23 protein-coding genes are annotated in these 24,125 nt (G+C 36.6%); 8 read left to right on the plus strand and 15 right to left on the minus strand.

Annotated features, from left to right (window positions below; translation table 11 throughout):
* Positions 1 to 340 precede the first annotated feature (340 nt).
* From MR054_RS04740 to MR054_RS04750, 3 genes are read left to right on the plus strand one after another with little or no spacing between them, the layout of a single operon-like run.
* A complete protein-coding gene (locus tag MR054_RS04740; protein ID WP_242156439.1) occupies positions 341 to 1,783 on the plus strand; it encodes a circularly permuted type 2 ATP-grasp protein in 1,443 nt (480 codons plus the stop codon).
* 17 nt (positions 1,784 to 1,800) lie between these two features.
* The gene (locus tag MR054_RS04745) at positions 1,801 to 2,727 is read left to right on the plus strand and encodes an alpha-E domain-containing protein (RefSeq protein ID WP_242082506.1); all 927 of its coding nucleotides are present in this window, start codon (positions 1,801 to 1,803) and stop codon (positions 2,725 to 2,727) included.
* A 9-nt stretch (positions 2,728 to 2,736) separates the two neighbouring features.
* A complete protein-coding gene (locus tag MR054_RS04750; RefSeq protein WP_242156441.1) occupies positions 2,737 to 3,687 on the plus strand; it encodes a transglutaminase family protein in 951 nt (316 codons plus the stop codon).
* 61 nt (positions 3,688 to 3,748) lie between these two features.
* Here the strand turns inward: MR054_RS04750 and MR054_RS04755 are convergent, their stop codons facing one another.
* The 7 genes from MR054_RS04755 to rsgA form a co-directional block, all read right to left on the minus strand.
* Positions 3,749 to 4,726 carry a polyprenyl synthetase family protein gene (locus MR054_RS04755; protein ID WP_242084443.1) on the minus strand — a complete coding sequence of 326 codons (978 nt, stop codon included), beginning with the start codon at positions 4,724 to 4,726 and terminating at the stop codon, positions 3,749 to 3,751.
* Positions 4,727 to 4,880: 154 nt separating this feature from the next.
* Positions 4,881 to 5,921: a dual-specificity RNA methyltransferase RlmN gene (gene rlmN, locus MR054_RS04760; protein ID WP_242156450.1), complete on the minus strand. Its 1,041-nt coding sequence runs from the start codon at positions 5,919 to 5,921 to the stop codon at positions 4,881 to 4,883.
* Between the two features lie 278 nt (positions 5,922 to 6,199).
* Complete coding sequence (queA, locus tag MR054_RS04765) at positions 6,200 to 7,249, minus strand: tRNA preQ1(34) S-adenosylmethionine ribosyltransferase-isomerase QueA (protein WP_242082510.1); 1,050 nt, start codon at positions 7,247 to 7,249, stop codon at positions 6,200 to 6,202.
* A gap of 72 nt (positions 7,250 to 7,321) precedes the next feature.
* Positions 7,322 to 8,554, minus strand: coding sequence for a 3-phosphoshikimate 1-carboxyvinyltransferase (locus tag MR054_RS04770; RefSeq protein WP_242156452.1), 1,233 nt, complete (start codon positions 8,552 to 8,554; stop codon positions 7,322 to 7,324).
* 114 nt (positions 8,555 to 8,668) lie between these two features.
* Positions 8,669 to 8,995: a nucleotide pyrophosphohydrolase gene (locus MR054_RS04775; protein WP_242156454.1), complete on the minus strand. Its 327-nt coding sequence runs from the start codon at positions 8,993 to 8,995 to the stop codon at positions 8,669 to 8,671.
* Between the two features lie 8 nt (positions 8,996 to 9,003).
* Positions 9,004 to 9,456, minus strand: a complete 453-nt coding sequence (gene dtd / locus MR054_RS04780; protein ID WP_242156488.1) for a D-aminoacyl-tRNA deacylase — start codon at positions 9,454 to 9,456, stop codon at positions 9,004 to 9,006.
* The gene (gene rsgA, locus MR054_RS04785) at positions 9,453 to 10,403 is read right to left on the minus strand and encodes a ribosome small subunit-dependent GTPase A (RefSeq protein WP_242156496.1); all 951 of its coding nucleotides are present in this window, start codon (positions 10,401 to 10,403) and stop codon (positions 9,453 to 9,455) included. Before rsgA ends, dtd begins: the two co-directional genes overlap by 4 nt.
* Before the next feature lie 86 nt (positions 10,404 to 10,489).
* Here rsgA and MR054_RS04790 point away from each other — a divergent pair, with 86 nt between their 5' ends.
* Both MR054_RS04790 and MR054_RS04795 read left to right on the plus strand, forming a co-directional pair.
* Positions 10,490 to 11,140 carry a hypothetical protein gene (locus tag MR054_RS04790; protein WP_242156504.1) on the plus strand — a complete coding sequence of 217 codons (651 nt, stop codon included), beginning with the start codon at positions 10,490 to 10,492 and terminating at the stop codon, positions 11,138 to 11,140.
* 33 nt (positions 11,141 to 11,173) lie between these two features.
* A complete protein-coding gene (locus MR054_RS04795; RefSeq protein ID WP_242156506.1) occupies positions 11,174 to 11,623 on the plus strand; it encodes a hypothetical protein in 450 nt (149 codons plus the stop codon).
* 52 nt (positions 11,624 to 11,675) lie between these two features.
* On the opposite strand, the gene MR054_RS04800 is transcribed toward MR054_RS04795, so the two are convergent.
* The 4 genes from MR054_RS04800 to MR054_RS04815 form a co-directional block, all read right to left on the minus strand.
* A complete protein-coding gene (locus MR054_RS04800; RefSeq protein WP_242157377.1) occupies positions 11,676 to 12,758 on the minus strand; it encodes a bifunctional 3-deoxy-7-phosphoheptulonate synthase/chorismate mutase type II in 1,083 nt (360 codons plus the stop codon).
* A gap of 90 nt (positions 12,759 to 12,848) precedes the next feature.
* A complete protein-coding gene (locus MR054_RS04805; protein WP_242082519.1) occupies positions 12,849 to 13,700 on the minus strand; it encodes a prephenate dehydrogenase in 852 nt (283 codons plus the stop codon).
* A gap of 82 nt (positions 13,701 to 13,782) precedes the next feature.
* A complete protein-coding gene (locus MR054_RS04810) occupies positions 13,783 to 14,928 on the minus strand; it encodes a pyridoxal phosphate-dependent aminotransferase (RefSeq protein WP_242156521.1) in 1,146 nt (381 codons plus the stop codon).
* On the minus strand, positions 14,925 to 15,752 hold the full coding sequence (locus MR054_RS04815; protein WP_242082521.1) for a prephenate dehydratase: 828 nt from the start codon (positions 15,750 to 15,752) through the stop codon (positions 14,925 to 14,927). Before MR054_RS04815 ends, MR054_RS04810 begins: the two co-directional genes overlap by 4 nt.
* 413 nt (positions 15,753 to 16,165) lie before the next feature.
* Here MR054_RS04815 and gldA point away from each other — a divergent pair, with 413 nt between their 5' ends.
* From gldA to MR054_RS04830, 3 genes are all read left to right on the plus strand, one after another.
* On the plus strand, positions 16,166 to 17,071 hold the full coding sequence (gldA, locus tag MR054_RS04820; RefSeq protein WP_242156523.1) for a gliding motility-associated ABC transporter ATP-binding subunit GldA: 906 nt from the start codon (positions 16,166 to 16,168) through the stop codon (positions 17,069 to 17,071).
* A gap of 108 nt (positions 17,072 to 17,179) precedes the next feature.
* Complete coding sequence (gene pta / locus MR054_RS04825) at positions 17,180 to 19,270, plus strand: phosphate acetyltransferase (RefSeq protein ID WP_242156525.1); 2,091 nt, start codon at positions 17,180 to 17,182, stop codon at positions 19,268 to 19,270.
* Between the two features lie 3 nt (positions 19,271 to 19,273).
* On the plus strand, positions 19,274 to 20,461 hold the full coding sequence (locus MR054_RS04830; RefSeq protein ID WP_242156534.1) for an acetate/propionate family kinase: 1,188 nt from the start codon (positions 19,274 to 19,276) through the stop codon (positions 20,459 to 20,461).
* Positions 20,462 to 20,796: 335 nt separating this feature from the next.
* Here the strand turns inward: MR054_RS04830 and MR054_RS04835 are convergent, their stop codons facing one another.
* The 4 genes from MR054_RS04835 to metF are packed head-to-tail and all read right to left on the minus strand — an operon-like array spanning position 20,797 to position 24,082.
* Positions 20,797 to 21,543: a head GIN domain-containing protein gene (locus MR054_RS04835; RefSeq protein WP_242156542.1), complete on the minus strand. Its 747-nt coding sequence runs from the start codon at positions 21,541 to 21,543 to the stop codon at positions 20,797 to 20,799.
* A 15-nt stretch (positions 21,544 to 21,558) separates the two neighbouring features.
* Entirely contained in the window at positions 21,559 to 21,984 is a 426-nt protein-coding gene (locus tag MR054_RS04840; RefSeq protein ID WP_242156551.1) for a VOC family protein, read from the minus strand.
* A gap of 11 nt (positions 21,985 to 21,995) precedes the next feature.
* Positions 21,996 to 23,093: an acyloxyacyl hydrolase gene (locus MR054_RS04845; RefSeq protein ID WP_242156553.1), complete on the minus strand. Its 1,098-nt coding sequence runs from the start codon at positions 23,091 to 23,093 to the stop codon at positions 21,996 to 21,998.
* A gap of 32 nt (positions 23,094 to 23,125) precedes the next feature.
* Positions 23,126 to 24,082, minus strand: coding sequence for a methylenetetrahydrofolate reductase [NAD(P)H] (gene metF, locus MR054_RS04850; RefSeq protein WP_242156555.1), 957 nt, complete (start codon positions 24,080 to 24,082; stop codon positions 23,126 to 23,128).
* Positions 24,083 to 24,125: the final 43 nt, after the last annotated feature.

Genomic DNA, 24,125 nt, shown 5'->3' on the forward strand with positions numbered 1-24,125 from the left:
ATTGCCTGCTTTCGTATTTTAAATTCTTTCGTAAGCAAAAATTCTCTACCCCAAAACACATCTAACAACCCTATTACAAACGACTTTTTAAGAATGAAAAGCCGTGACCAACTCCATGGATAAACGCTTTTTTTTATTTTATTTAAAAATTCAGAAAATAACGCTGAAATCTACTTGTCTGATATCATAAAATGCATAAAATATAATTAAAACAATTTATTTTATTTAATTCTAAAATTATATGCAAGAAAAAATACAAAACATTGATTTATTCATTTACAAATAAGAATTTTATTGAATTTTTAATAAAAAATACTATATTTAGAAAAAGGAAAAGATTATGACCAATGAGACCTTATTTTCTTCATATAGTTTACTTCCTGACACTTGGGATGAGATGTATGCTAGTAAAACGAAAATTCGACAACAATATGATTTAATAAGTTCTTTTCTTAAAAACACCTCCCCTGAGGTTCTTTACAAAAAAGAGGAGCTTTCCAAACAATTGTTCATGAGTCAAGGGGTAACCTTTACCGTATATAATGATAATGAAGGTATTGAGAAAATATTTCCTTTCGATATCATTCCAAGAATAATTACCTCAAACGAATGGCAAAAAATAGATAAGGGCATAAAACAACGTTTAAAGGCACTTAATTTATTTATTAAAGATATATACCATGAACAGTTTATCCTGAAGGATGGCATTATTTCATCCGAATTAATTTATGCCTGTCCAAATTACCTCAGGGAAATGGTTGGGGTTAATGTCCCTTATGATATTTATGTACACATTGCCGGGGTGGATTTAATTAGAAATAATGATGGTGAATTTTATGTACTCGAAGATAATTTAAGAACCCCTTCCGGTGTAAGCTATATGTTAGAAAACAGGGAGATTTCCAAACGGATTTTTCCAGGTGTTTTGCCAAAAAATGGCATCCGATCCGTATCAAATTACCCCAATATCCTTTACAAAAAGCTGAGTGAATTATCAGATCAAAACAATCCTAATGTGGTTTTATTAACACCGGGTATATACAACTCCGCTTATTACGAACATTCTACCTTAGCACGATTAATGGGCATTGAGTTAGTTGAAGGTAGCGATTTGGTGGTAAAGGATCATTTTGTTTATATGAAAACAACGAATGGCCTTAAACGGGTTGATGTCATTTATAGACGCGTCGATGACGCCTTTTTAGATCCCCTAGAGTTTAATGCCTCAAGTACGCTGGGTATAGCCGGTGTCATGGCATCCTATAGAAAAGGCAATGTTAATATTGTTAACGCTCCCGGTACCGGTGTAGCCGACGATAAAGCAATTTACGTTCATGTCCCGGATATGATAAAATATTATTTAAATGAGGATCCTATATTAAAGAATATAGAAACTTACCAATTGGCCATTCCTGAAGACTACGATTATGTTAGCAAAAATATAGAGAAAATGGTGATCAAGAAAACCGATGGCAGTGGCGGCTACGGTATGCTAATGGGACATGAGGCCTCTCAAAAGGAGATCGAAGATTACTTAAAGACGGTTCGTGAAAATCCATCCAATTTTATTGCACAACCAATCCTGAGACTGTCGACAGCCCCATGCAGTATAGATGGCGTCCTCTCACCGCGCTGTGTAGATTTAAGGCCCTTTGCTCTCTCTGGAAAAGATGGTATAGACATAACACCAGGAGGCCTTACCCGAGTGGCCCTTAAAAAAGGATCTTTAGTGGTAAACAGTTCTCAAGGAGGTGGAAGTAAGGACACCTGGGTTATCCAATAATAAAAAATAGAAAAAACATGTTAAGTAGAGTAGCAAATAATCTCATTTGGTTGGACCGTTATATGGAACGAGGTAACAGCATTGTAAGTTTACTTAAAGTAAATTTTTATGCCAATCAAGATTCTCCGGAGTTATTTCCATGGGCTCCCATTATAAAAAATTATACGGATTTCGACAACCCATTCACCACCGAAGATGCCATAGAATGTATTGATTATATGGTTTTTAATCCCAATCACAGTAATTCTATTTTAAATATTGTAACACGAGCCCGCGAAAATGCAAGAAGCGTTCAGGAGCATATTTCAAGGGAATTATGGCTATGTATCAATAATTATTTTCTGTTTTTGACGGACAAGACCTTATCCAAGAAAATAAATGATGAAGACCCTGTGGCATTCCTGGAAAAATTGAAGAGTTTCCATCTCACCTATCTTGGGACTATGGACACTACCCAGGAACGCGGTGCGTCCTATAATTTCATGAATGTTGGCAAATTTCTTGAACGGGTTATTCAAATTTCCGATTTTACCGCTTTAAAACTAGTAAAAATAGCAACCACTTCGGATAGTTTAGAGCAATCATTCTACTGGAAAAACTTGCTACTCTCTATTGGGGGCTATCAATTGTATCTCAAAAAGCACAAATCTACTTTTAATGAAAACCATGTCATTACTATGGTTTTTAAAGATAAATTATTTCCGAGATCCGTATTATATTGCATCGACAAACTCAACAAACATATACAAATGCTCATCGAAATTCAAGAGCTTGAAAAAAATAATTTGGATTTTTTGATTGGAAAACTTGAAAGTACAATAAAATATACTACTATTGAAAGTATTAACGAGCAGGGACTTGAAAATTTTATCAAGGACATCAAAGAAGACATTAAAAGTATTTCACTAAGTATTAATACGGTTTATTTTTCCTATTCCAGCTAATCAAATAAAATGCCTAAGTTTTATATTAAACATTTAACAAAATACACCTATACCGATTTTGTTATAGACGGAGCTAACCAAATAATGTTGTTTCCTGTCGAAAATGACTATCAAAAAGTGTTATCTCAAAACATTACGATAAGTAACAATCCTAAAATTGAAACTTATCAGGATGCCTTTAAGAATACCATAGGTACCTTTATGGTTATCGAACCCCACAATTATCTTTCCATTTCTTCGGATGTTGAAGTAGAAACCACTGAAAGATTATATCCTGAGGACTCGGTTCCCATTGACCAGCAATGGAATGAGTTAAAATCCATTAAACACCACACAGAATTCATCGATTTTCTAAAATACAAAACTTTCGATGGTACCCCTGAGATTTTGGACATGATCCAGTCGAAAAATTTAAATGTATTATCCCCCTTTAAAATTATAATGGAGTTTTGTGGTTATATATATGATCATTTTAAATACATTCAGGGCATAACGGCAGTAGACTCTAAACTGGATTTGGTCTGGAAATTAAAGGCCGGTGTTTGCCAGGATTTTACAAATATTCTTTTACAAATGGTAAGAATGTCGGGTATTCCTGCACGTTATGTTAGCGGTTATATTTGTCCGAGTGATGAAAACACCAGAGGTGAGGGAGCAACTCACGCATGGATTGAAGTTTTTATCCCATTTTATGGTTGGTTAGGTATCGACCCAACCAATAATGTAATTGCCAACCAATTTCATGTAAAACTGTCATCGGGCAGAGATTACCATGATTGTGCCCCGGTTAAAGGGGTCTATAAAGGTAATGCCAAAGATGAATTATTTGTAAAAGTAAAAGTTGGTACCGTAAAAAGTACTACCGAAAATTTGGTTTTTCCTATTAACAAATCCGATAAAACCATTAACAGTTACCGTAAAAATCAGGAAGTCATTCAACAAGTTCAACAACAACAATAAGGTTATTTTAAAAATTTCATATAAATCGTAAATGATCTACAGAAAAACTTTTAATAATCTTCTATTTCTTCCGATCTATCACGTAATTTACCATCAGTTTTAGGGATTCTTTAAATTCAGATTCAGGATAAATTTCAAGCATTTGAAGGGCTTCAGACTGAAACTGCTTCATTTTTGAAATGGCATATTCCAGGCCTCCATTTGTCTTTACAAAAGCAATAACTTCTTTGACGCGTTTGGATTCTCTATTGTGGTTTTTAATAGAATTAATTAACCATTTTTTGTCTTTTGAATCACAATTATTCAAAACATAAATAAGAGGTAATGTCATTTTTTGTTCCTTGATATCAATTCCTGTTGGTTTCCCTATTGCTGTATCTCCATAGTCGAACAAATCGTCCTTGATTTGGAAGGCCATGCCTATAAGCTCTCCAAATTTTCGCATTTCTTCCACATGCCGCGAATCGGGCTTTACCGAAGCCGCTCCTAAACTACAACACGCCGCAATTAAGGTTGCCGTTTTCTGACGAATGATCTCATAATATACCGCTTCGGTGATATCCAGTTTTCGAGCTTTCTCGATTTGAAGCAATTCCCCCTCACTCATTTCTCGAACAGCCACAGAAATAATTTTAAGCAGATCAAAATCATTGTTATCTATGGATAACAACAAGCCTTTAGATAGTAGAAAGTCTCCTATTAAAACGGCTATTTTATTCTTCCATAAGGCATTTACGGAGAAAAACCCACGGCGACGGTTACTATCGTCTACAACATCGTCATGTACCAAAGTAGCTGTGTGAATCAATTCAATAACCGAAGCTCCCCGATAGGTACGTTCAATCACTTCGCCGTTGGAAACCATTTTGGCTACCAAAAACACAAACATGGGTCGCATTTGCTTGCCCTTACGGTTAACAATGTAATGCGTGATTCTGTTTAAAAGGGCGACCTTACTGGACATTGACAACTGAAACTTTTGTTCGAAAAGTTCCATTTCAAAGGCAATAGGCTGTTTTATTTGCTCTACAATTTTCACTGAACTATCTTGAGTTGTCAAATATAAGTTTTAGTAAACTATAATTTAAATAAATCATCCATAAATGGTGCTGGCTTAAAATTCGATTCCACCCACTCAGCGACCACGATGGAATAATATATTTTGCAATCGAAACAGCACTTAATGGTATATTTTAACTTTTATTGGCCAATTGTCCACATGCCGCATCAATATCTTTCCCGCGGCTACGGCGCACATTAACCACAATGTTGTTTTGTTCTAATACGGTAAGGTAACGTTCCAAAATCTTGGGTGATGCTTGTTGAAAGTGAACATCTCCGATAGGGTTATATTCAATGATATTTACTTTACAAGGAACATATTTACAAAACTTCACAAATGCTTGAATATCCGCTTCGCTATCGTTGATCCCTTTCCAAATAACATATTCATAGCTGATTTTTCGTTTGGTTTTGGCGTACCAATACTCCAAAGATTCCCGTAAATCCTGCAAGGGGAATGTGTCGTTAAAAGGCATTATAGAGGTTCGAACTTGATCTGTAGCAGCGTGCAACGACACGGCTAAATTAAATTTGACACCATCATCAGCCATTTTTTTAATCATTTTAGGAATACCTGATGTGGATAGGGTAATCCGTCTGGGGGACATCCCCAAACCTTCTGGGGAAGTAATCTTATCAATGGCTTTAATAACATTGTTATAATTCATAAGGGGTTCACCCATGCCCATAAATACTATATTACTGAGCGGTCTGTTGTAATAATGCCTACTTTCATTATCTATGGCGATAACCTGATCATATATCTCATCAGGATTTAAATTTCGCATACGCTTTAAGCGCGCCGTGGCACAAAATTTACAATCTAAGCTACAGCCTACCTGACTGGACACGCATGCTGTGGTTCTTGTTGGTGTGGGTATTAAAACCGATTCCACAATCAAGCCATCGTGTAAGCGAACCGCATTTTTTATAGTCCCGTCACTACTGCGTTGCATGCTATCGACCTCTATATGGTTTATCACAAAATGATCCTCCAACATCTGGCGGGTTTCTTTTGAAATATTGGTCATGTCTTCAAAGGAATGTGCCGCTTTTTGCCAGAGCCATTCATACACCTGATTTCCTCTAAAGGATTTATCGCCCTGCTTGATAAAGAAATCTCTTAACTGTTGTTTGGATAAGGCTCGAATATCTTTTTTGTTTGTTACCATATGTGATGTAAAAATAGGTAAAAATGCGCTCTCGTGAGTGCCAGTGATCTAGGTATACTTCAACGCTGCTCTGTACCGTCCCATTGAAGCACTTTGTTAACGTGAATGATTTTATACATCAATGTACACATAAAGTTCTCTAAGGACTACGAGAAGATAGAATTGCCAAAATAATAACCCGCGCTCTTTTTGTCCGGAATTAGCCATAAAAAAGCCTTGAAAACAAGGCTTTTGGTTTTATAACCTATTTAAATAAATAAAATTAATCGAGCTTAAAATTATAAGATCAACATGGCATCACCATAACTATAGAATCTATAATTTTCCTTGATAGCCTCATCATAGGCACGTTTAATAAATTCGTGTCCGGCAAAAGCTGATACCATCATCAACAATGTCGATTTTGGCGTATGGAAATTAGTGATCATACAATTGGCGATACTAAAATCATAGGGAGGAAAAATAAATTTATTGGTCCATCCATCCATTTCATTTAACATGCCATTCGAAGACACAGCACTTTCAATAGCACGCATAACCGTGGTGCCAACTGCACAAACCCGCTTTTTATTTCGGATTCCTGTATTAACTATATCGACTGCTTTGGCATCAATGGTCAATTCCTCACTATCCATTTTATGTTTGGATAAGTCTTCCACCTCAACAGGGTTAAACGTTCCCAATCCAACATGCAGAGTCACTTCAGCAAAGTTCACCCCTTTAATTTCCAAACGCTTTAATAAATGCTTTGAAAAGTGTAAACCAGCCGTTGGTGCCGCTACGGCACCTTCATTTTTTGCAAAAATGGTTTGGTAGCGTTCTTCATCTTCAGGTTCAACATCGCGTTTAATGTATTTTGGCAGTGGTGTTTCTCCCAACTCCTTAAGTTTGTTTCTAAATTCTTTATAAGACCCATCGTATAGGAAACGTAATGTTCTTCCCCTGGACGTGGTATTATCAATAACTTCTGCCACTAAAGTATCATCATCACCAAAATACAGTTTATTCCCAATACGAATTTTACGGGCGGGGTCTACTAAAACATCCCATAAGCGTTGATCTTCATTGAGCTCCCTGAGGAGAAACACTTCTATGCGAGCTCCCGTTTTTTCCTTGTTACCATAGAGCCTGGCAGGAAACACTTTTGTGTTATTCAAAATTAATACATCATCTTCTTTAAAATAATCTATTAAATCCTTAAACTGTTTGTGCTCAATGGTCTGTTCTTTTCTGTTCAGAACCATTAGGCGAGACTCGTCTCTGTTTTCTGAGGGATATTCTGCTAATAAGTTGTTTGGTAAATTGAAACCGAAGTTTGATAATTTCATTTAATTCTTTTTTTTTGGAAAGGTGCAAATATACAATGTCAAAGTAGGGGTTGTCAAGTAAATGGGTGATTTTTATTTTGTTATTTGAAAACCGATAGATTGTAAATCGTTCCAAAAAGTTGGGTAGGACTTAGAAACTACCATTGCATCCTTAATGGTGATTGGAGTTTTAAGCGCCAAAGGTGTAAAAGCCATAGCCATTCTATGGTCATTATACGTTTCTATAGACACATGTGCATTTAATTGTTTTGAAGCCAATAGATGAAGTGACTTTTCTGTGATGGAAACCTCCCCTCCCAATTTTTCAATCTCTGTTTTTAAGGCTACCAATCGGTCTGTTTCCTTAATTTTAAGAGTATGAAGACCCGTTAGATTACAAGCCTTACCCAATGCAAAACAAGTAACAGCTATAGTTTGCGCAATATCGGGAGCATGGGTCAAATCAAAATCGACGGATGACTGTGGATTGCCAATTGACGATTTTAAAAGGGTCATTTTATTATTGAAGAATTTTGTTTCCACGCCAAAGGATTTATAAAATTCCACTAAACAGGAATCTCCTTGCAATGAATTCGCTTTATAAGAAGACAAGGTGATTTCTGTTCCCACATCGCTCAACGCAACAATACTAAAATAATAAGATGCCGAAGACCAATCCGATTCTACGGTTAAGGTTTTGGATGTCACCTCTTGGATCTTTGGTTTTACTGTAATGGTATGTCCAACAAATGTGGATTCCACTCCTATTTCGTCTAAAAGACTCAAGGTCATTTTTATATAGGGAATAGATGTTATTTCACCCTCTAAATATAATTCTATGCCATTTTCCAATCGAGAAGCAATTAATAACAATGCCGAAATGTATTGGCTGCTTACATTGGCTTTTAATGTTACTTTATGGTTTGCGAGTTGTTTACCTTTTATTCGTATTGGTGGATAGCCCTCATGTTCCAAATAAACAATATCGGCCCCCAAGGTTTGCAAGGCCTCTACTAATAACTTAATGGGCCGTTCTTTCATCCGTTTTGAGCCCGTTAATGTAACCTCCCTACCTTCCTGGATGGCAAAATATGCCGTTAAGAAGCGCATGGCGGTTCCAGCATGGTGAATATCAACAACATCAGATTCAGAGCCTAAGGCCTTTGCCATTAAAATACTATCATCAGAATTTGAAACATTGCTTAATTTTAATTCCGGATACAGGGCCTGAAGCAACAACAATCGGTTCGTTTCACTTTTAGAACCGGTTATAGTGACCTTGGATCGTTGGTTAACGAGTTTTGATTTGTATAGTGTAATATCCATTGTAAAAAGTGCCTTACGCTTAAAGCAGGCAAATTTACTCGATAATGGATAGTAATGCTACGGAATTTCCTGTTTTTTTTTGGAGGCTTTAGCAAAATATTCCTTTAAACACGGTCATTTCAATTTTTCGTTATTGTGGTGCCTGTCGTGGTCGCGTTTTGCTTTTTTATTCATGCGGCTATCAAATGCTTTTTGTAAATCGGTTCCCGTTTGATTCGCCAGGCATAACAATACAAACAATACATCCGCCAATTCCTCACCTAAATCTTTCCCTTTATCGCTTTCCTTTTCGCTTTGTTCACCATAGCGGCGTGCTATAATTCGGGCTACCTCGCCCACTTCTTCTGTTAGCTGTGCCATATTGGTAAGCTCATTAAAATAGCGTACACCGTGAGTTTTAATCCAGTTATCTACTACCTGCTGTGCATTTTGTATATTCATTTTATAAATTATTCCTTGTTTTTAGAATCTATTAGTATTGTTACAGGTCCGTCGTTAACTAAACCCACTTTCATATCCGCTCCAAACTCACCGGTTTGGACAGGCTTTTCGAGATCATTTTCCAACTGTTTTATAAACTGTTCATAAAGGGGGATGGCAACATCGGGTTTTGCGGCTTTGATATAACTGGGCCTATTCCCTTTCCTTGTCGAGGCATGCAGTGTGAATTGACTCACTACAATGCAATTTCCATTAATATCCTTTACAGATGTATTCATCACTCCGTCCTCATCATTAAAGATACGAAGATGTGTTATTTTCTTGGACAACCAAATAATGTCTTCAAGTTTATCGTCGTTTTCAATTCCTAAAAGGATGACCAGTCCATGCCTAATGGAAGCCACTTCTTTTCCCTTAATGGTAACACCAGCTTTTGAAACCCTTTGAATAACAACTCTCATGCCTTTTCCCAATTATCAGTTCGGTACGTGTCGTCCTCACCTTCAAGAATTTGCAAATAGCTTCGGTAACGTGAATACGCCAATTGGTCATGATCTAAAGCTTTTTTTACTGCACATTGTGGCTCCTGGATATGTAAGCAATTATTAAATTTACAGTCCTGTTTCAATCTGAAAATTTCAGGAAAATAATCCCCCACTTCCTCATTATCCATGTCTACCACTCCAAAACCTTTTATTCCCGGTGTGTCAATAATCTTAGCACCAAAGCTAATATCAAACATTTCAGCGAAAGTAGTGGTATGCTGACCTTGCATGTGCAAACTGGATATTTCTTTGGTTTTCAAATCTAAAGAGGGTTCTATGGCATTCACTAAAGTCGATTTACCAACACCTGAATGTCCGGAAAACATACTAACTTTTCCCTTCATGAGCGCTTTAACCTGTTCAATGTTCTTCCCGGTTTTAGCTGAAACCGCTATACATTCGTAACCTATATTTCGGTAGAGATGAGCCAAATATTTCACCTCCAACAACGTTTCTTCATCGTAGGTATCCATTTTATTAAACAGTAAAATCGCTTTAATGGAATAGGCCTCCGCTGTTACCAAAAATCGATCGATAAAACTGGTTAGTGTCGGTGGGTTATTAATGGTTATCATTAAGAACACCTGATCCAAATTTGCCGCTATAATATGGGTTTGCTTAGACAGGTTAACGGACCTTCGCACGATATAGTTTTTCCTGTCATGTATATGATTAATGATCCCGGAAATCATATCGTTGCCGGACTCAAGTTCAAAATCAACGATATCCCCTACAGCAATGGGGTTGGTACTTTTTATTCCTTTGATACGAAACTTTCCTTTAATCCGGCATTCGTATACATGCCCTAACTCGGTCTTAACCGTGTACCAACTTCCAGTAGATTTATATACAATGCCTGTCATAGTTTTCAAAATTAGTTTAAAATAAGTAATTTTTATTACCAGAAAAATATTTATCTTGCCTCACAATTTTTAAAAAACATAACAATATGAAAAACCTGCTATCTTCTATTTTTATTTTGGCCTTTATAATTAATGTCCAAAGTCAAACAAATCTCTACGAAAATCCTGATTTTGATGACATCGCAAAATCTCATAAAATCATTGCAGTTGTTCCTTTTAAAACGCAGGTGGAACTCCGACCCAAGCAAATGAAGGATATGGATAATGACCAATTGCACCGGATTGAAAAATCGGAGGGAGAAGGCATTCAAACAGCAATGTACTCTTGGTTCTTAAAAAGGAAAACACGCGGTAAATTACAAACCTTACAAGTCCAAGATCCCAAAACCACCAATGTTGTTCTAAAAAGGAATGATATTGACTATGATAACATAAACGAATTTACCCCGCAGGAATTGGCAAAAATTCTCGAAGTTGATGCTGTTATATCAGGGGAGTTTGAAACGAACAAACCGATGTCGGAAGGGGCCTCTGTTGCATTGGGACTGCTTGTTGGGTTTTGGGGTTCCACCAACAAAGCTGTTGTTAACATGAGTGTCCATAATGCAGAAGATGGTGTACTATTATGGAACTATAATAAAAAGGTTTCCGGTAGTTTAGGAAGTTCAACAGAAGATTTAATAAACATACTAATGAGAAAATCCTCGAGAAGACTGGCGTATACTAAAAATGATTAAATTAGGCGTTTTATTCTTAAAAATCATATAAACATGAAAAAATTACTTATTGTTTTGGTTATTGGCCTTTTCACTTTTATGGACACCAATGCTCAAATTGAATACAAAATTATTACCAGTGTTGAATCTATTGTGCCAAGTGGACTGGGTAGATCTCGGATAATTTCGGCTGAAGGAGAAAGGGATTATCAGGATTTTACCTCTGAACAAACCGAAGAAGACAACACAAGAAACAAATCTAAAAGAAGTGATATTCGTGTCAAGGATTTTGAAGAAACCAAACTGCTTAACTTTTATAACATCGCTGGTATAAGATTTCAAAATATAGCGGCAAATGACGCTGTGGTAAGTTCCAAGATAAATGCCATGATTGAATCAGGCTGGGAGTTGGCTTTTGTAACGAGCGCCGTTGAAAGTGATTCGGGAAAGGATGACAACCAAGGTATTTTTATAACCCGATATATCTTTAAACGGAATAAATAACACCCTTTGCAAAATTGAAAAGCCCCATAAAAATGGGGCTTTTTTTTATACACTATCCGTTAATAATCTTTTCTTGATGATTAATGGATTCCTGGTGAATGGCCTTAAACATCCGTAATACAAATTCCTCACTCAATCCATGTTGTTCACCTTCTAATACCATGTTACCCAAAATTTCATTCCATCTTTTGGACTGCAATACGGCCACGTTTCTACTCTTCTTTAAGGCACCAATACCATCTGCAGCTTGCATACGCTTTCCTAACAATTCTATAATTTGATTATCCACAACATCTATTTGAGCTCTTAAATTATTCAAGGCACTAACGTATTCTGCCTCTGCATCGGTTTCTTTTTTTATTTTCAAATCTCTCATAATTTGTATCAAGGTTGAAGGCGTAACTTGTTGTGCAGCATCACTCCAGGCATTGTCAGGGTCGTGATGTGTTTCTATCATTAAACCATCAAAATTTAAATCCAGCGCTTCCTGAGATACGTCAAAAATCATATCTCTTCGACCTGTAATGTGTGAAGGATCATTTATCAAAGGAATATCGGGAAACCTGTTCTGAAATTCAATAGCCAGTTGCCATTCGGGTATATTACGATACTTGGTTTTTTGGTAGGTTGAAAACCCACGATGAATGGCGCCTATATTTTTTACCCCGGAACTGTAAATTCTCTCAATTCCCCCTAACCACAGAGACAAATCCGGATTAACCGGGTTTTTAATTAAAACGGGCTTTTCGGTACCTTCCAGAGCATCAGCGATTTCTTGCATGATAAACGGACTCACCGTTGACCGCGCTCCTATCCAAAGTAAATCGACATCATGCTCTAATGCCAATTTAACATGAGTCGCATTAGCTACTTCCGTACAGACCTTCATCCCTGTTTCTTTTTGTACGGTTTGCAGCCATTTTAGTCCCAATGAACCTACACCTTCAAAATTACCCGGTCTTGTTCTGGGTTTCCAGATGCCAGCACGAAAATAATTTACATCGGTATCTTTCAATTCATGTGCAATCTTCAGTACTTGCTCTTCAGTTTCGGCACTACATGGCCCAGCAATTACTAAGGGATGATCTAAATTTAAATCATCTAACCAGGTTCTCATTTCTTTCTTGTTTTCCATATCCCTTTTGTCTTTCAGACATTTTCCCATATGGGAAAAATCTAATTATAAATTTATTTTAGTTTTAATATTTACTATTTATGTCAAAATTCAAATTATGCCGTTTAAAATATCTTTAATGTGATTGGTTTCCTTCATTTCATTAAAAATGGCTTCAAAATCATCTTGTTCCATAAAGGTCTTAAAGTGAATCAGATTGTTTATAAATTCCTCCAAGGTCTCAATAACATTATTTTTATTTTGTTTGAAAATTGGGGTCCACATTTCGGGCGAACTTTTTGCCAAACGCACCGTTGAAGCAAATCCACTGCCTGCCATATCGAAAATATCACGTTCATTCTTTTCTTTTTCAATAACTGTTTTACCCAACATAAATGAACTGATGTGGGATAAATGCGACACATAAGCAATATGTTTATCGTGCGCCACAGGATTCATATAGCGAATGCGCATACCAATAGCTTCAAATAATTTCAAGGCCTTTTCCTGCAGTTTGAAAGCCGTTTTTTCTACTTCACAAATGATATTTGTTTTACCAACAAATAAATTATCCATCGCAGCACTGGGCCCTGAAAATTCTGTCCCGGCAATAGGATGCATGGCCAAAAAATTTCTACGCTTTGGATGATCCTCTACGGATTTACAAATGGCTTCTTTGGTAGAGCCCGCATCAATGACCAGGGCATTATCTGATATCCTGTCCAAAATCGTTGGTAATAACTTTACGGTAGCATCCACCGGAATAGACACAATGACCAAATCGGCATTAGAGATATCATCTAAGGAGGCCTTCTTATCTATTAAATGTAATGACAAAGCCTCATTAAGGGTAGTGTCCTTTCTACTGATACCATGAATAACCACCCCGGGATCAATCCGTTTAATGTCCTTCGCTAAACTTCCGCCAATCAAGCCTACTCCTATGGTGTATATTTGCTTCATGTCCTTACCAAACCTAATTAAAGGGAAGGTGATTTTTAATTATTAATTTTACTAACTTCAAACTACGGTGTATCCCAAAATTTTATTTTATTCTTGCTATTGCTTCCTCTAAATCTTCGTTTTGTGCACACAAGGAAAAACGAATATACCCTTCCCCTTGGCTTCCAAATATGGTTCCTGGTGTAATGAATATATGGTGTTCTTTAAGCACCAAATCTATAAACTCTTCAGCCTTAACATAAGCCGGTAGTTTTGCCCAAACAAACAGTCCGGTCGCATTTCTATCATAAGTACAGTTTAAAGATTCCGCAAGTTGCCATACCAAATCACGTCTTTTTTTATACACACTATTAAGTGTAACAAACCACATTTTTGAACATTTCAAAGCTTCAATGGCTCCTTTCTGTATGCCATAAAACATTCCAGAATCCATATTACTCTTAACTTTTAGAATATTGTTAATATGATCACTATGACCAACCACCATACCTACACGCCATCCAGCCATGTTAAAAGTTTTGCTCAAAGAATTTAATTCCAAGCACACTTCCTTGGCTCCCTCAATACTAAGTATACTCCTTGGAGTATCATTTAAGATAAAGCTATATGGATTATCATTAACAATTAAAATGTTATGTCGTTTTGCGAAATCGACCAATTTCCTAAATGCAGACTCCGTAGGTACCGCACCCGTTGGCATATGGGGGTAATTAACCCACATTAATTTCACCTTACTTAAATCTAATTGTTCTAAAGCCTCAAAATCTGGAAGCCAGTTATGGCTTTTATCTAAATCATAAAAAATTGGAGTGGCCTGAACCAATTTTGTAACGGACTGATAGGTTGGATAACCCGGATTCGGAATCAATACAGCATCGCCTTCATCCAGATAGGCCATCGAAATGTGCATAATGCCCTCCTTACTGCCAATAAGCGGTAAAATGTCCGTTTTAGGACTCAGGTTCACTTGATAATGCGCTTTATAAAAACCGGCCATAGCATCCCTAAGTTCGGGAAGTCCCTGGTAACTTTGATATTTATGGGCATTAGAATCAAACAGACTATTCGCAATGGCATCTACCACCTTTTGTGGCGGACTCAGATCAGGACTGCCAATACCCAGATTAATAATGGGTTTCCCGCTCGCTATAAGTAAATTGACCTCCCGTAATTTTTTTGAGAAGTAGTACTCTTCAACCGTATGCAATCGTTTTGATACATCAATCATAACTTCCCGTTTTTATATTCTCCCAATACTTTTAAATTATGACCCATAATTTCTATTACCGATTTTGCTTTTTTAAAATCCATATAAGTCTTAAAAGTGACATCAACAAAAAAAGCATATTTCCATGGTGTTTCAACAATTGGTAGCGATTGAATCTTCGTCAAATTAAGTTTGCAGTCACTCATAACGTTTAGTATCGTTGCCAAACTACCACGCTTGTGGTCTGTTTCAAATTTAATGGATGCCTTGTTAATTTCATTTTCCGGTACTTCAGAATTGGTCCTTTTTACTATAGCGAAACGGGTTTCATTATGTTTTATAGTCTGAATACTATGGGCTAAAATCTCCAATTCAAATATATTGGCTGCCATAGTACTCGCAATGGCACCAACTCCCTTTAATTGCATTTTATTAATTCGTTGGGCCACTTCTGCCGTATCTTTATCTTCAACGAGTTTAATATGCGGATATGTCTTAAAAAAGTTCTTACATTGCAACAAAGCCATGGGGTGCGAATACACTTCTTCGATGTCTTGTATGTTTTGTCCCGGTAGCACCATTAAATTATGTTGAATATCAATGTAGTGTTCTCCAACTATGTGCAAATTATAATTATCAATAAGCGCGTAATTGGGAATAATTGAACCTGCAATGGAATTCTCCAATGCCATAATGGCCGCATCACACTCCAAGTTAATCAAGGCCTCGACCACCCTGTCAAACGTTAAGCATTCAATTGCCTCAACACTTTTGTTGAAAAACTCCTGGGATACAATATGGTGGAATGATCCCTTTACACCTTGTATGGCTACCGTCTTAATCATAAAAAAAGTCCCGATTTTCATCGAGACCCATATTAAATTTATATTATAAATTATACATACAACGCCCCGTTTCTTTAACTAAAAAAGAAATAAAACCAGTTGTTATAATATGTATAAAATACTGTTGTTGTCATAATTACGTGGCTAAAGTAACTAATATTTTAAAAAATAAAAATACTTGAATTCTTTTTTTTCATTTTTTTTAAAAACTTTATAGATTTTACAACAAAGTTCTCCTTCCTTTGGATAATCAATATTTTTCTTATGTAAAATATTTAATTCTATATCTGAAATTTAAAAAAATAAGGTTTCCTTGAGCTAACACGGGGTAAATCCATGTAATGAATTCATTTGTTTTATGTAAATTTTTATATAAAAAAATTCATGTACTTTTGAATAATTAAATATTATATATGTCTATAGAGGTTAAAGCATTATCAAAATTTTATGGTCCACAAAACGCTTTGAACCATATTTCCTTTAAAGTTGATAAACCGGAAATTGTTGGGTTTTTAGGTCCTAACGGTGCCGGAAAATCTACAATGATGAAAATTTTAACAACTTACCTCAATCCTAGTAGTGGTAGTGCGAAAGTAAATGGGTATGATGTTTTGAGCAACCCCAAAATGGTTCAACACAGCGTAGGCTATTTACCCGAGCATAATCCTTTATACCTGGACCTTTTTGTAAAAGAATATTTAAACTTTAACGCTTCTATATTTAAGGTATCCAAAAACCGAATAACTGAAGTTATCGAGCGTACGGGCTTAACTTCAGAGTCGCATAAACAAATCGGTCAACTCTCTAAGGGGTATCGTCAGAGGGTGGGTTTGGCCAATGCCTTATTACATGACCCCGAAGTCCTCATTCTAGATGAGCCCACAACAGGGTTAGATCCTAATCAATTGGTCGATATTAGACATTTAATAAAGGACATTGGAAAAACTAAAACTGTATTTCTTTCCACCCATATTATGCAGGAAGTTGAAGCCATGTGCGATCGCGTGATCATCATAAACAAAGGTGAAATTGTAGCGGATAAAAAACTTAAAGATCTTCGCGGTGATAAAGAACAAACTGTCATTGTAGAATTCGATTTTCGTGTTGAAGATGCCTTTTTATTGCAATTACCAAAAGTAAAACATGTGGATAACATCCATGGTTTTGTATATGAAATAACGTTTAAAACATCTGAAGACATGCGCTCGCATGTTTTTGATTTTGCTCACGACAACCAATTAAAAATCCTCCAGTTAAATCAAAAAAATGCAAGCTTGGAGCATCTGTTTCGTGATTTGACATTAAATGGATTGACATAAAGTAAAATCTTTCAATGAAACTAAATTTTATTTTACAGTATGCATGACAAAAATCAGCTTTGTCTTAAACTATAGAACTTAATTTTGCAGTACTAAATACGAGGTATTATGAGCAAAGGAATTTATGTTGCTACTATTGAGCCCAACAGTGGAAAATCATTAGTTGTTTTGGGTTTAATGCGTATGCTCTTGGGAAAAACGGCAAAAGTAGGTTATTTTCGACCTATTATAGAAGATACCAAAAACGATGAAAAAGACAATCATATTAATACGGTGTTGTCTTATTTTGATCTGAATATCGATTATAAGAAAACTTATGCTTTTACCAGAAGTGAGGTCCTTAATTTATACAATCAGGGTAGATCGGGTGATGTCATAGATGATATCATTAAGAAATACAAAAAACTTGAAAACCGTTTTGACTTTGTCCTTGTGGAAGGCACTGATTTTTCACATGAAAATTCAAGTCTGGAATTGGACATAAATATCCTTATTTCAAAAAACCTGGGGCTCCCGGTTATCATTGTGGCACAAGGTGACAATAGAAGTCTTGAAGACATTGTGGACAGCGTCCAATTAGCATTTAACACCTATAAAGAGGAGGTTGATGTCCTCTCTATATTAACGAATAAAATTGATGGGTACCTGGCTGCAGCGTTACAAACCCAGTTACAAAATCGCATAGCAAATAACACCGATATTTATGTTATTCCCAAGGTAAAGAGTTTAGCAAACCCGACGATAAAAGAAATTGTAAAAACCCTTGATGGTACTATCCTTTTTGGCAATGAATTAATAAATAACCAGTCTGAAAGTTTCAGTGTTGGCGCTATGCAATTACGTAATTATCTTATCCATTTAAAGGAAAACGGTTTAGTTATTACCCCTGGTGATCGGGCCGACCTTATTTTGGGCGCATTACAAGCCAATATCTCTAAAAATTATCCGAAAATATCCGGTATTATTTTAACAGGTGGTTTAATTCCGGAACCTCCTATTTTAAAACTTATTGAAGGTCTGTCCAGTATTGTACCGATAATTTCCGTTGAGGGCGGCACATTTGCAGTTACCAACGAAATTGGAAAAATAAAGTCCAAAATTTATGCGGAAAATATTGATAAAATCCAGACCTCGATCGCCACATTCGAAAAATATGTAAACACTGAAAAACTGGCAAATGACTTGATTACCTTTAAATCGGAAATTTTCACTCCCAGAATGTTTCAGTACAATTTATTACAACGGGCCTTAAAGAACAAAAAACATATTGTCCTTCCTGAAGGATATGACGAACGCATACTTCGAGCAACGGCCAGACTGATAGATTCGCAAGTGGTCGATATTACCTTAATTGGTGAAGTTGACAAAATTAAAGAACGCATATCTAAATTAGATATCCCTTTAGACCTTACTAAAATAAATATTGTTGATCCGGCGAGATCTAATTATTTTGAAGATTATGCACAAACCTTTTATGAGTTAAGAAAGCATAAAAATGTTAATTTACAAATGGCCAGGGATATGATGACTGATGTGTCCTACTTTGCCACTATGATGATTTACAAAGGCCATGCAGACGGGATGGTTTCTGGCGCTGTCCATACCACACAACATACACTTCGCCCTGCCCTGCAATTTATCAAAACAAAACCTGGAGTGAATATTGTATCATCGGTCTTTTTTATGTGTCTTGAAGACCGTGTATGTATATTTGGGGATTGTGCCATCAACCCCAATCCCAACGCAGAACAATTAGCCGAAATTGCTATTTCATCGGCCCAAACCGCAAAGGATTTTGGTATAGAACCTAAAGTAGCTATGTTATCCTATTCGTCAGGGGCCTCCGGTAAAGGTGCCGATGTAGATAAGGTAAGAACGGCCACCGAAATAGCAAAAGCTAAATTCCCCGGTCTTAAAATTGAAGGCCCCATACAATACGATGCAGCCGTAGATATGCGGATCGGTAAAAGTAAGCTACCGGACTCGGAAGTGGCCGGTCAAGCAAGTGTGTTGATTTTTCCCGATTTGAATACAGGTAATAATACTTATAAAGCCGTACAACGGGAAACAGGAGCTTTAGCCATTGGCCCCATGCTGCAAGGCCTGAATAAACCGGTGAATGACCTTAGCCGTGGCTGTACCGCAGATGATATTTACAGCACGGTGATCATAACCGCCATTCAAGCTCAAGATTTTTAAATCATGCAAGTACTCGTATTAAATTCTGGTAGTTCATCCTTAAAATTTCAATTGTTTTCCATGCCTGAGGAACATATTTTATGTTCAGGACAGATTGAACGTATTGGGTTTGAAGATGCTAAATTCGTATACAAAACTGTTGCGCATAAAACGGAATCTATTATCTCTATCCCAAATCATAAAACGGGATTGGAACTACTGGCCAATCAGCTTTTAGATGCTAATACAGGAATTATTCAATCGGCGGATGATATTGACATTGTTGGACATCGTGTCGTCCATGGCGGAAAGCATTTTAGTGATACCACTGTAATTACTGAAACGGTTAAAACCAAAATTAAGGACTTGGCATCCTTAGCACCCTTACATAATCCAGCTAACTTAGAAGGAATTGAAGTTGCTGAAGCCATATTTCCCAAGGCCAAACAAGTGGCGGTTTTCGATACAGCCTTCCATCAATCCATCCCGGAATATGCTTACAAATATGCCATCCCTAACCAATTTTTGGACGACTACCAAATTCGGTTATATGGATTTCATGGGACTAGCCATAAATATGTTTCAGAACAAGCCATCGCGTATTTAGACACCTCCCATTCAAAAATCATTACCATTCATTTAGGAAATGGATGCAGTATGACCGCTGTTAAAAATGGTCAAAGTATTGATCATTCCTTGGGGTTTTCACCAAACTCAGGATTGATTATGGGTACCCGGTCGGGGGATATCGATACATCCATTATTTTTTATTTGGCCAAAAAACTAAATTATAGTTTAGAAGAAATCAGCGATTTACTCCAGAAAAAAAGCGGCATGCTCGGGTTAACGGGCTATAGCGATTTAAGAGATATCGAAGCTGAAGCTCAAAAAGGCAATAAATATTGCCAATTGGCTTTACAAATGAATACCTATCGTATAAAAAAATACATTGGAAGCTACGCTGCTATATTGAATGGTTTGGATGCTATTGTATTTACAGCTGGTATTGGTGAGAACTCTGCATTAATCAGACAAATGGTCTGCCATGACCTGGACTATTTGGGAATTGTTTTGGACGATACTAAAAACAAAGAAAAATCTAATAGAATTAGGGCCATAAACACTTCCCTTTCCAAAGTAAACATTTTGGTCATTCCAACAAATGAAGAATTGGAAATAGCGAAACAAGCGATGGTCTTGCATCATTCCTGACTTCACCTAAGTTCGAACATATGCGATCCCCAAAATGACATATTAATTATGTTGAAAACAGATATCCATCATGTCTTACTAAGCAAGGCATGAGATGCAAGACATCTCACCATAATGAGATTTCACTTCATTCCGCAGTGAAATGAAAGGGGTTATTTAATTTAGTGACCTCAGTATACTGATTATTCATTTTTAAAATAACCAAATGAACGTTACAGTAATCAAAACAAACTGTAGAAATGTCGAGGTTAGTATTCTAAGAATTCATGTCATTCCCTTAACCCTTAAACACTCAGGAGATTTCTCGCCTTTTAAAGACTATGATTGGAACAATATCATTCAAAAATTAATTGGCCCTTATAAAGTTCTTCCACCTCAACTACAGGGGGTTCATTAACAGAAATTACATTGCCCGTTCCCGAAATGGTACCTTTTAAGGATTGTTGTGGGTTCAGAATCATATCATTGGAACCTCTGTTCCAAAACGTTACATTTTGGGCTACCAAATTCCTGCCTTCAAATCGGGAAGTTCCGGCTGCAAAGACTACACTCAGGTTATTGGTTCGTCCAGAAATGAAAGCATTGGAGAGGTTATTAAAAACCAGCCTTAGCGTCCCATTATCTATATGCATGTTAAAATTAGCATTGGTAAAGGTCTCTGGGGCATTGTAATCTTCAGATAACAGGGTCAGGTTGGGATAAGTTAAAACACCATCGGAACTGATATCATATTGCGTAGAACTTCTAATTTCTGTTATATTCGGAGAGGTTATATAGACTTTAGTGATGCCATAGGCCCTCACATAGTTACACGTATTTTTATCGGTTAATGTTAATTTACCATCAACGACAAGAGCGGTAACGTCATCGAGTAAATTTTTCCCCGTTTCGATAACTACCTTCTGCTCTTCTCCTTCCTTTACAATTAATTCGATATCCCGGTTTACAAATATTTTATCGAAGGGGTCAACAACTACTTCATGTCGCAAGGTGCTGCCTGGTTTTTGGAAACAATCAATAGCGTTTTCACTGTTGCAAGCAACCAATATAAAAAGACATGCTATTTGTATTATACGCTTCATTTACTTGTTAGTTGTTCATTGTCCCAGTACGTTTCCTTTCTCATCCAAAGGTAAAAAGGGATTGTACGCAATTTCCCAAAGATTATTATCGGGGTCTGCAATATAACTGCTATAACCTCCCCAAAATACCTCTTCAGGTCTTTTAATAATTTTTACCTCTTTTGCTTCCAGAGCCGCAATCAAATCATCAACTTCTTCTTTAGTTCTTGTATTAAACGCTAGCGTATAGCCTTTAAATCCTTTTCCCTCTGAACTAACAGTTGCATCTTCTGCTAATTTTTCCCTTGGGTAAAGCGACAAAAGAATGCCGTTTAATTGAAAAAACGTAATACTGTCGTTACTTGAATCCAATTTTTTCCAACCAAATTTTTCTTCATAAAACCGGGAAGACATCTGGAGGTCACTTACTCCAAGTCCTACTATTGTTAATCTCTGTTCCATAGTATAATCATTTACAATCTAATACCAACGCCAAACTCAACGGCTTCAGCTTTTGCTCCATGGGATTTGAGGGTTAGGGCTCCAAACCATGTGTTACTAAAGTATCGTTTTAACCCTATCCTAAAATAGGTTCTACCTTCAAAATCGAAAGGGTAATACACGTAATACCCCAACTGTGTTACAATGGATAGGTTGTTCACAAACAATTCATGACCAGCAAAGATACCAACCCGTTTATAATCTTCATTTCCAGAGACTTCATCTTCCGGAAAAGCAACCGATTTATAATAGATGAGTTCTTTTAAAAAATTTGAAAAAAATATATCGGTTCCAAATTGCAAGGCACTTTTTCTATTGATACGTTTATCGGCATATGCAGAAACAATATAAAAGGGGAATTGTCCACTGCCAACCACATCACTTTCGTTAATACCTGTTCTAAAAGCGAAATTATATTTTATGGGTTGCCGATATATTCTGTCGTTTTCATCAAGAGTATATTGATACGCCTGCGAATCTTCCTCTAAATTGTATGTAACCCCAAAATTAAGGGTTATTGAATTAATACTTGTATTCGGTGCTTTAATATTGGCATTGGAATAATGTAATAGCGCTACCCCAGCTTGAAATCCGAAACGCCCAATAACCCGTTCCTTTTTATAGTTGAGCATCGCATATGTACTACTCATAAAATGGGATCCAAAAGCATTATTCCTAAAATTATGTTCTTTGTCGTACGGATTATTGGTATAGGCCAAACCTTGACCTATACGAAACATTAATTGTCGTTTGAAAACGTAAAAATTATAATGTGCATAAGCCGAAATGACTTGCCCCAGCACATCATTTTTAAGATTTTGATATGCTATGGAAACACCATAGTCCGGGTAGTTATAGCGTTGTTCCCAATCATTAAATCCATAGGTTTTCTTACTCCACGAAACAATAACACCCTCGGGGTGTCCTTGAATTAAATGAAGGATATCGTTATTGTGAAGTGCAATATTCCCTTTAAAATAATTGACATCAATATAAGAGGTAAACTGCTTTTGCTGTGAAAAAGACAGTGTCTGAATAACACAAAATAGACCTGAAAAAATGAGTCTCATGTAGGATGGGTTATAGAGCAAAAGTACAGGAATTAGAACAACGCTGATGCTATAGCTTTAATATTATCACTTTTACCCATGGAATAATAATGCAAAAATGGTACACCTGCCGCTTTTAATTCTTTCGATTGCGCAATGGCAAATTCAATACCTACCTGCCTTACTGCTTTATTATCCTTACAACCTTCAACAGCTTCAATAAGCTCCTGTGGCAAATCAATTTTAAAGACTTGGGGTAAAAGCTGTAAATGACGTTTTACCGCAATAGGTTTAATCCCCGGAATAATGGGCACCGTAATACCTATCTCCTGGGCTTTTTTAACAAAGTCGAAATACTTTTGGTTATCAAAAAACATTTGTGTGACCACATAGTCTGCACCGGCATCAACTTTTTCTTTTAACCGTTTTAAATCGGTAGTTAAGGAAGGGGCCTCCATATGCTTTTCCGGATATCCTGCCACTCCAACACAAAAATCATAATGATGATCTTCTTCGTCATTATCATGTAAATGCCGCCCTTTATTCAAATTAGCGATTTGTCTTACCAAATCGATAGCATAAGCATTACCACCCTGAGTAGGCACAAAATAAGGTTCGTCCTTTCTGGCGTCTCCACGCAGGGCTACAACATTGTCGATTCCTAAATAGTGACAATCCACCAAAACATACTCGGTTTCTTCCTTGGTAAATCCGCCACATAATAAATGTGGAATGGCATCTACTTTGTATTTATGCATAATAGAAGCACAAATACCCACTGTTCCGGGACGCATTCGAGTAATGCGTTTTTCCAGTAATCCATTTCCTTTATCAATAAACACAAACTCTTCTCTGGAGGTCGTCACATCAATAAACGGTGGATTAAATTCCATTAATGGATCGATATTGTTATATAAATCCTGAATGTTCATGCCTTTTTTAGGTGGTATAACCTCAAATGAAAAAAGGGTTTTTCCGTTTGCCTGTTTGATGTGCTCTGTTACTTTCATGCTTCTCTGCAAAACGTCCAATTGGAGCGTTTTTTATGGTGGT

The sequence above is a fragment of the Aestuariivivens sediminis genome, assembly GCF_022662105.1.
Classification (GTDB): domain Bacteria; phylum Bacteroidota; class Bacteroidia; order Flavobacteriales; family Flavobacteriaceae; genus Aestuariivivens; species Aestuariivivens sediminis.

What these genes read in the sequence shown, in the direction of transcription:
- MR054_RS04740 (WP_242156439.1), top strand. Translation starts at nt 341, where the DNA reads ATGACCAATGAGACCTTATTTTCTTCATATAGTTTACTTCCTGACACT.
- MR054_RS04745 (WP_242082506.1), top strand. Translation starts at nt 1,801, where the DNA reads ATGTTAAGTAGAGTAGCAAATAATCTCATTTGGTTGGACCGTTATATG.
- MR054_RS04750 (WP_242156441.1), top strand. Translation starts at nt 2,737, where the DNA reads ATGCCTAAGTTTTATATTAAACATTTAACAAAATACACCTATACCGAT.
- rlmN (WP_242156450.1), bottom strand. Translation starts at nt 5,921, where the DNA reads ATGGTAACAAACAAAAAAGATATTCGAGCCTTATCCAAACAACAGTTA.
- queA (WP_242082510.1), bottom strand. Translation starts at nt 7,249, where the DNA reads ATGAAATTATCAAACTTCGGTTTCAATTTACCAAACAACTTATTAGCA.
- MR054_RS04770 (WP_242156452.1), bottom strand. Translation starts at nt 8,554, where the DNA reads ATGGATATTACACTATACAAATCAAAACTCGTTAACCAACGATCCAAG.
- MR054_RS04775 (WP_242156454.1), bottom strand. Translation starts at nt 8,995, where the DNA reads ATGAATATACAAAATGCACAGCAGGTAGTAGATAACTGGATTAAAACT.
- dtd (WP_242156488.1), bottom strand. Translation starts at nt 9,456, where the DNA reads ATGAGAGTTGTTATTCAAAGGGTTTCAAAAGCTGGTGTTACCATTAAG.
- rsgA (WP_242156496.1), bottom strand. Translation starts at nt 10,403, where the DNA reads ATGACAGGCATTGTATATAAATCTACTGGAAGTTGGTACACGGTTAAG.
- MR054_RS04790 (WP_242156504.1), top strand. Translation starts at nt 10,490, where the DNA reads ATGAAAAACCTGCTATCTTCTATTTTTATTTTGGCCTTTATAATTAAT.
- MR054_RS04795 (WP_242156506.1), top strand. Translation starts at nt 11,174, where the DNA reads ATGAAAAAATTACTTATTGTTTTGGTTATTGGCCTTTTCACTTTTATG.
- MR054_RS04800 (WP_242157377.1), bottom strand. Translation starts at nt 12,758, where the DNA reads ATGGAAAACAAGAAAGAAATGAGAACCTGGTTAGATGATTTAAATTTA.
- MR054_RS04805 (WP_242082519.1), bottom strand. Translation starts at nt 13,700, where the DNA reads ATGAAGCAAATATACACCATAGGAGTAGGCTTGATTGGCGGAAGTTTA.
- MR054_RS04810 (WP_242156521.1), bottom strand. Translation starts at nt 14,928, where the DNA reads ATGATTGATGTATCAAAACGATTGCATACGGTTGAAGAGTACTACTTC.
- MR054_RS04815 (WP_242082521.1), bottom strand. Translation starts at nt 15,752, where the DNA reads ATGATTAAGACGGTAGCCATACAAGGTGTAAAGGGATCATTCCACCAT.
- gldA (WP_242156523.1), top strand. Translation starts at nt 16,166, where the DNA reads ATGTCTATAGAGGTTAAAGCATTATCAAAATTTTATGGTCCACAAAAC.
- pta (WP_242156525.1), top strand. Translation starts at nt 17,180, where the DNA reads ATGAGCAAAGGAATTTATGTTGCTACTATTGAGCCCAACAGTGGAAAA.
- MR054_RS04830 (WP_242156534.1), top strand. Translation starts at nt 19,274, where the DNA reads ATGCAAGTACTCGTATTAAATTCTGGTAGTTCATCCTTAAAATTTCAA.
- MR054_RS04835 (WP_242156542.1), bottom strand. Translation starts at nt 21,543, where the DNA reads ATGAAGCGTATAATACAAATAGCATGTCTTTTTATATTGGTTGCTTGC.
- MR054_RS04840 (WP_242156551.1), bottom strand. Translation starts at nt 21,984, where the DNA reads ATGGAACAGAGATTAACAATAGTAGGACTTGGAGTAAGTGACCTCCAG.
- MR054_RS04845 (WP_242156553.1), bottom strand. Translation starts at nt 23,093, where the DNA reads ATGAGACTCATTTTTTCAGGTCTATTTTGTGTTATTCAGACACTGTCT.
- metF (WP_242156555.1), bottom strand. Translation starts at nt 24,082, where the DNA reads ATGAAAGTAACAGAGCACATCAAACAGGCAAACGGAAAAACCCTTTTT.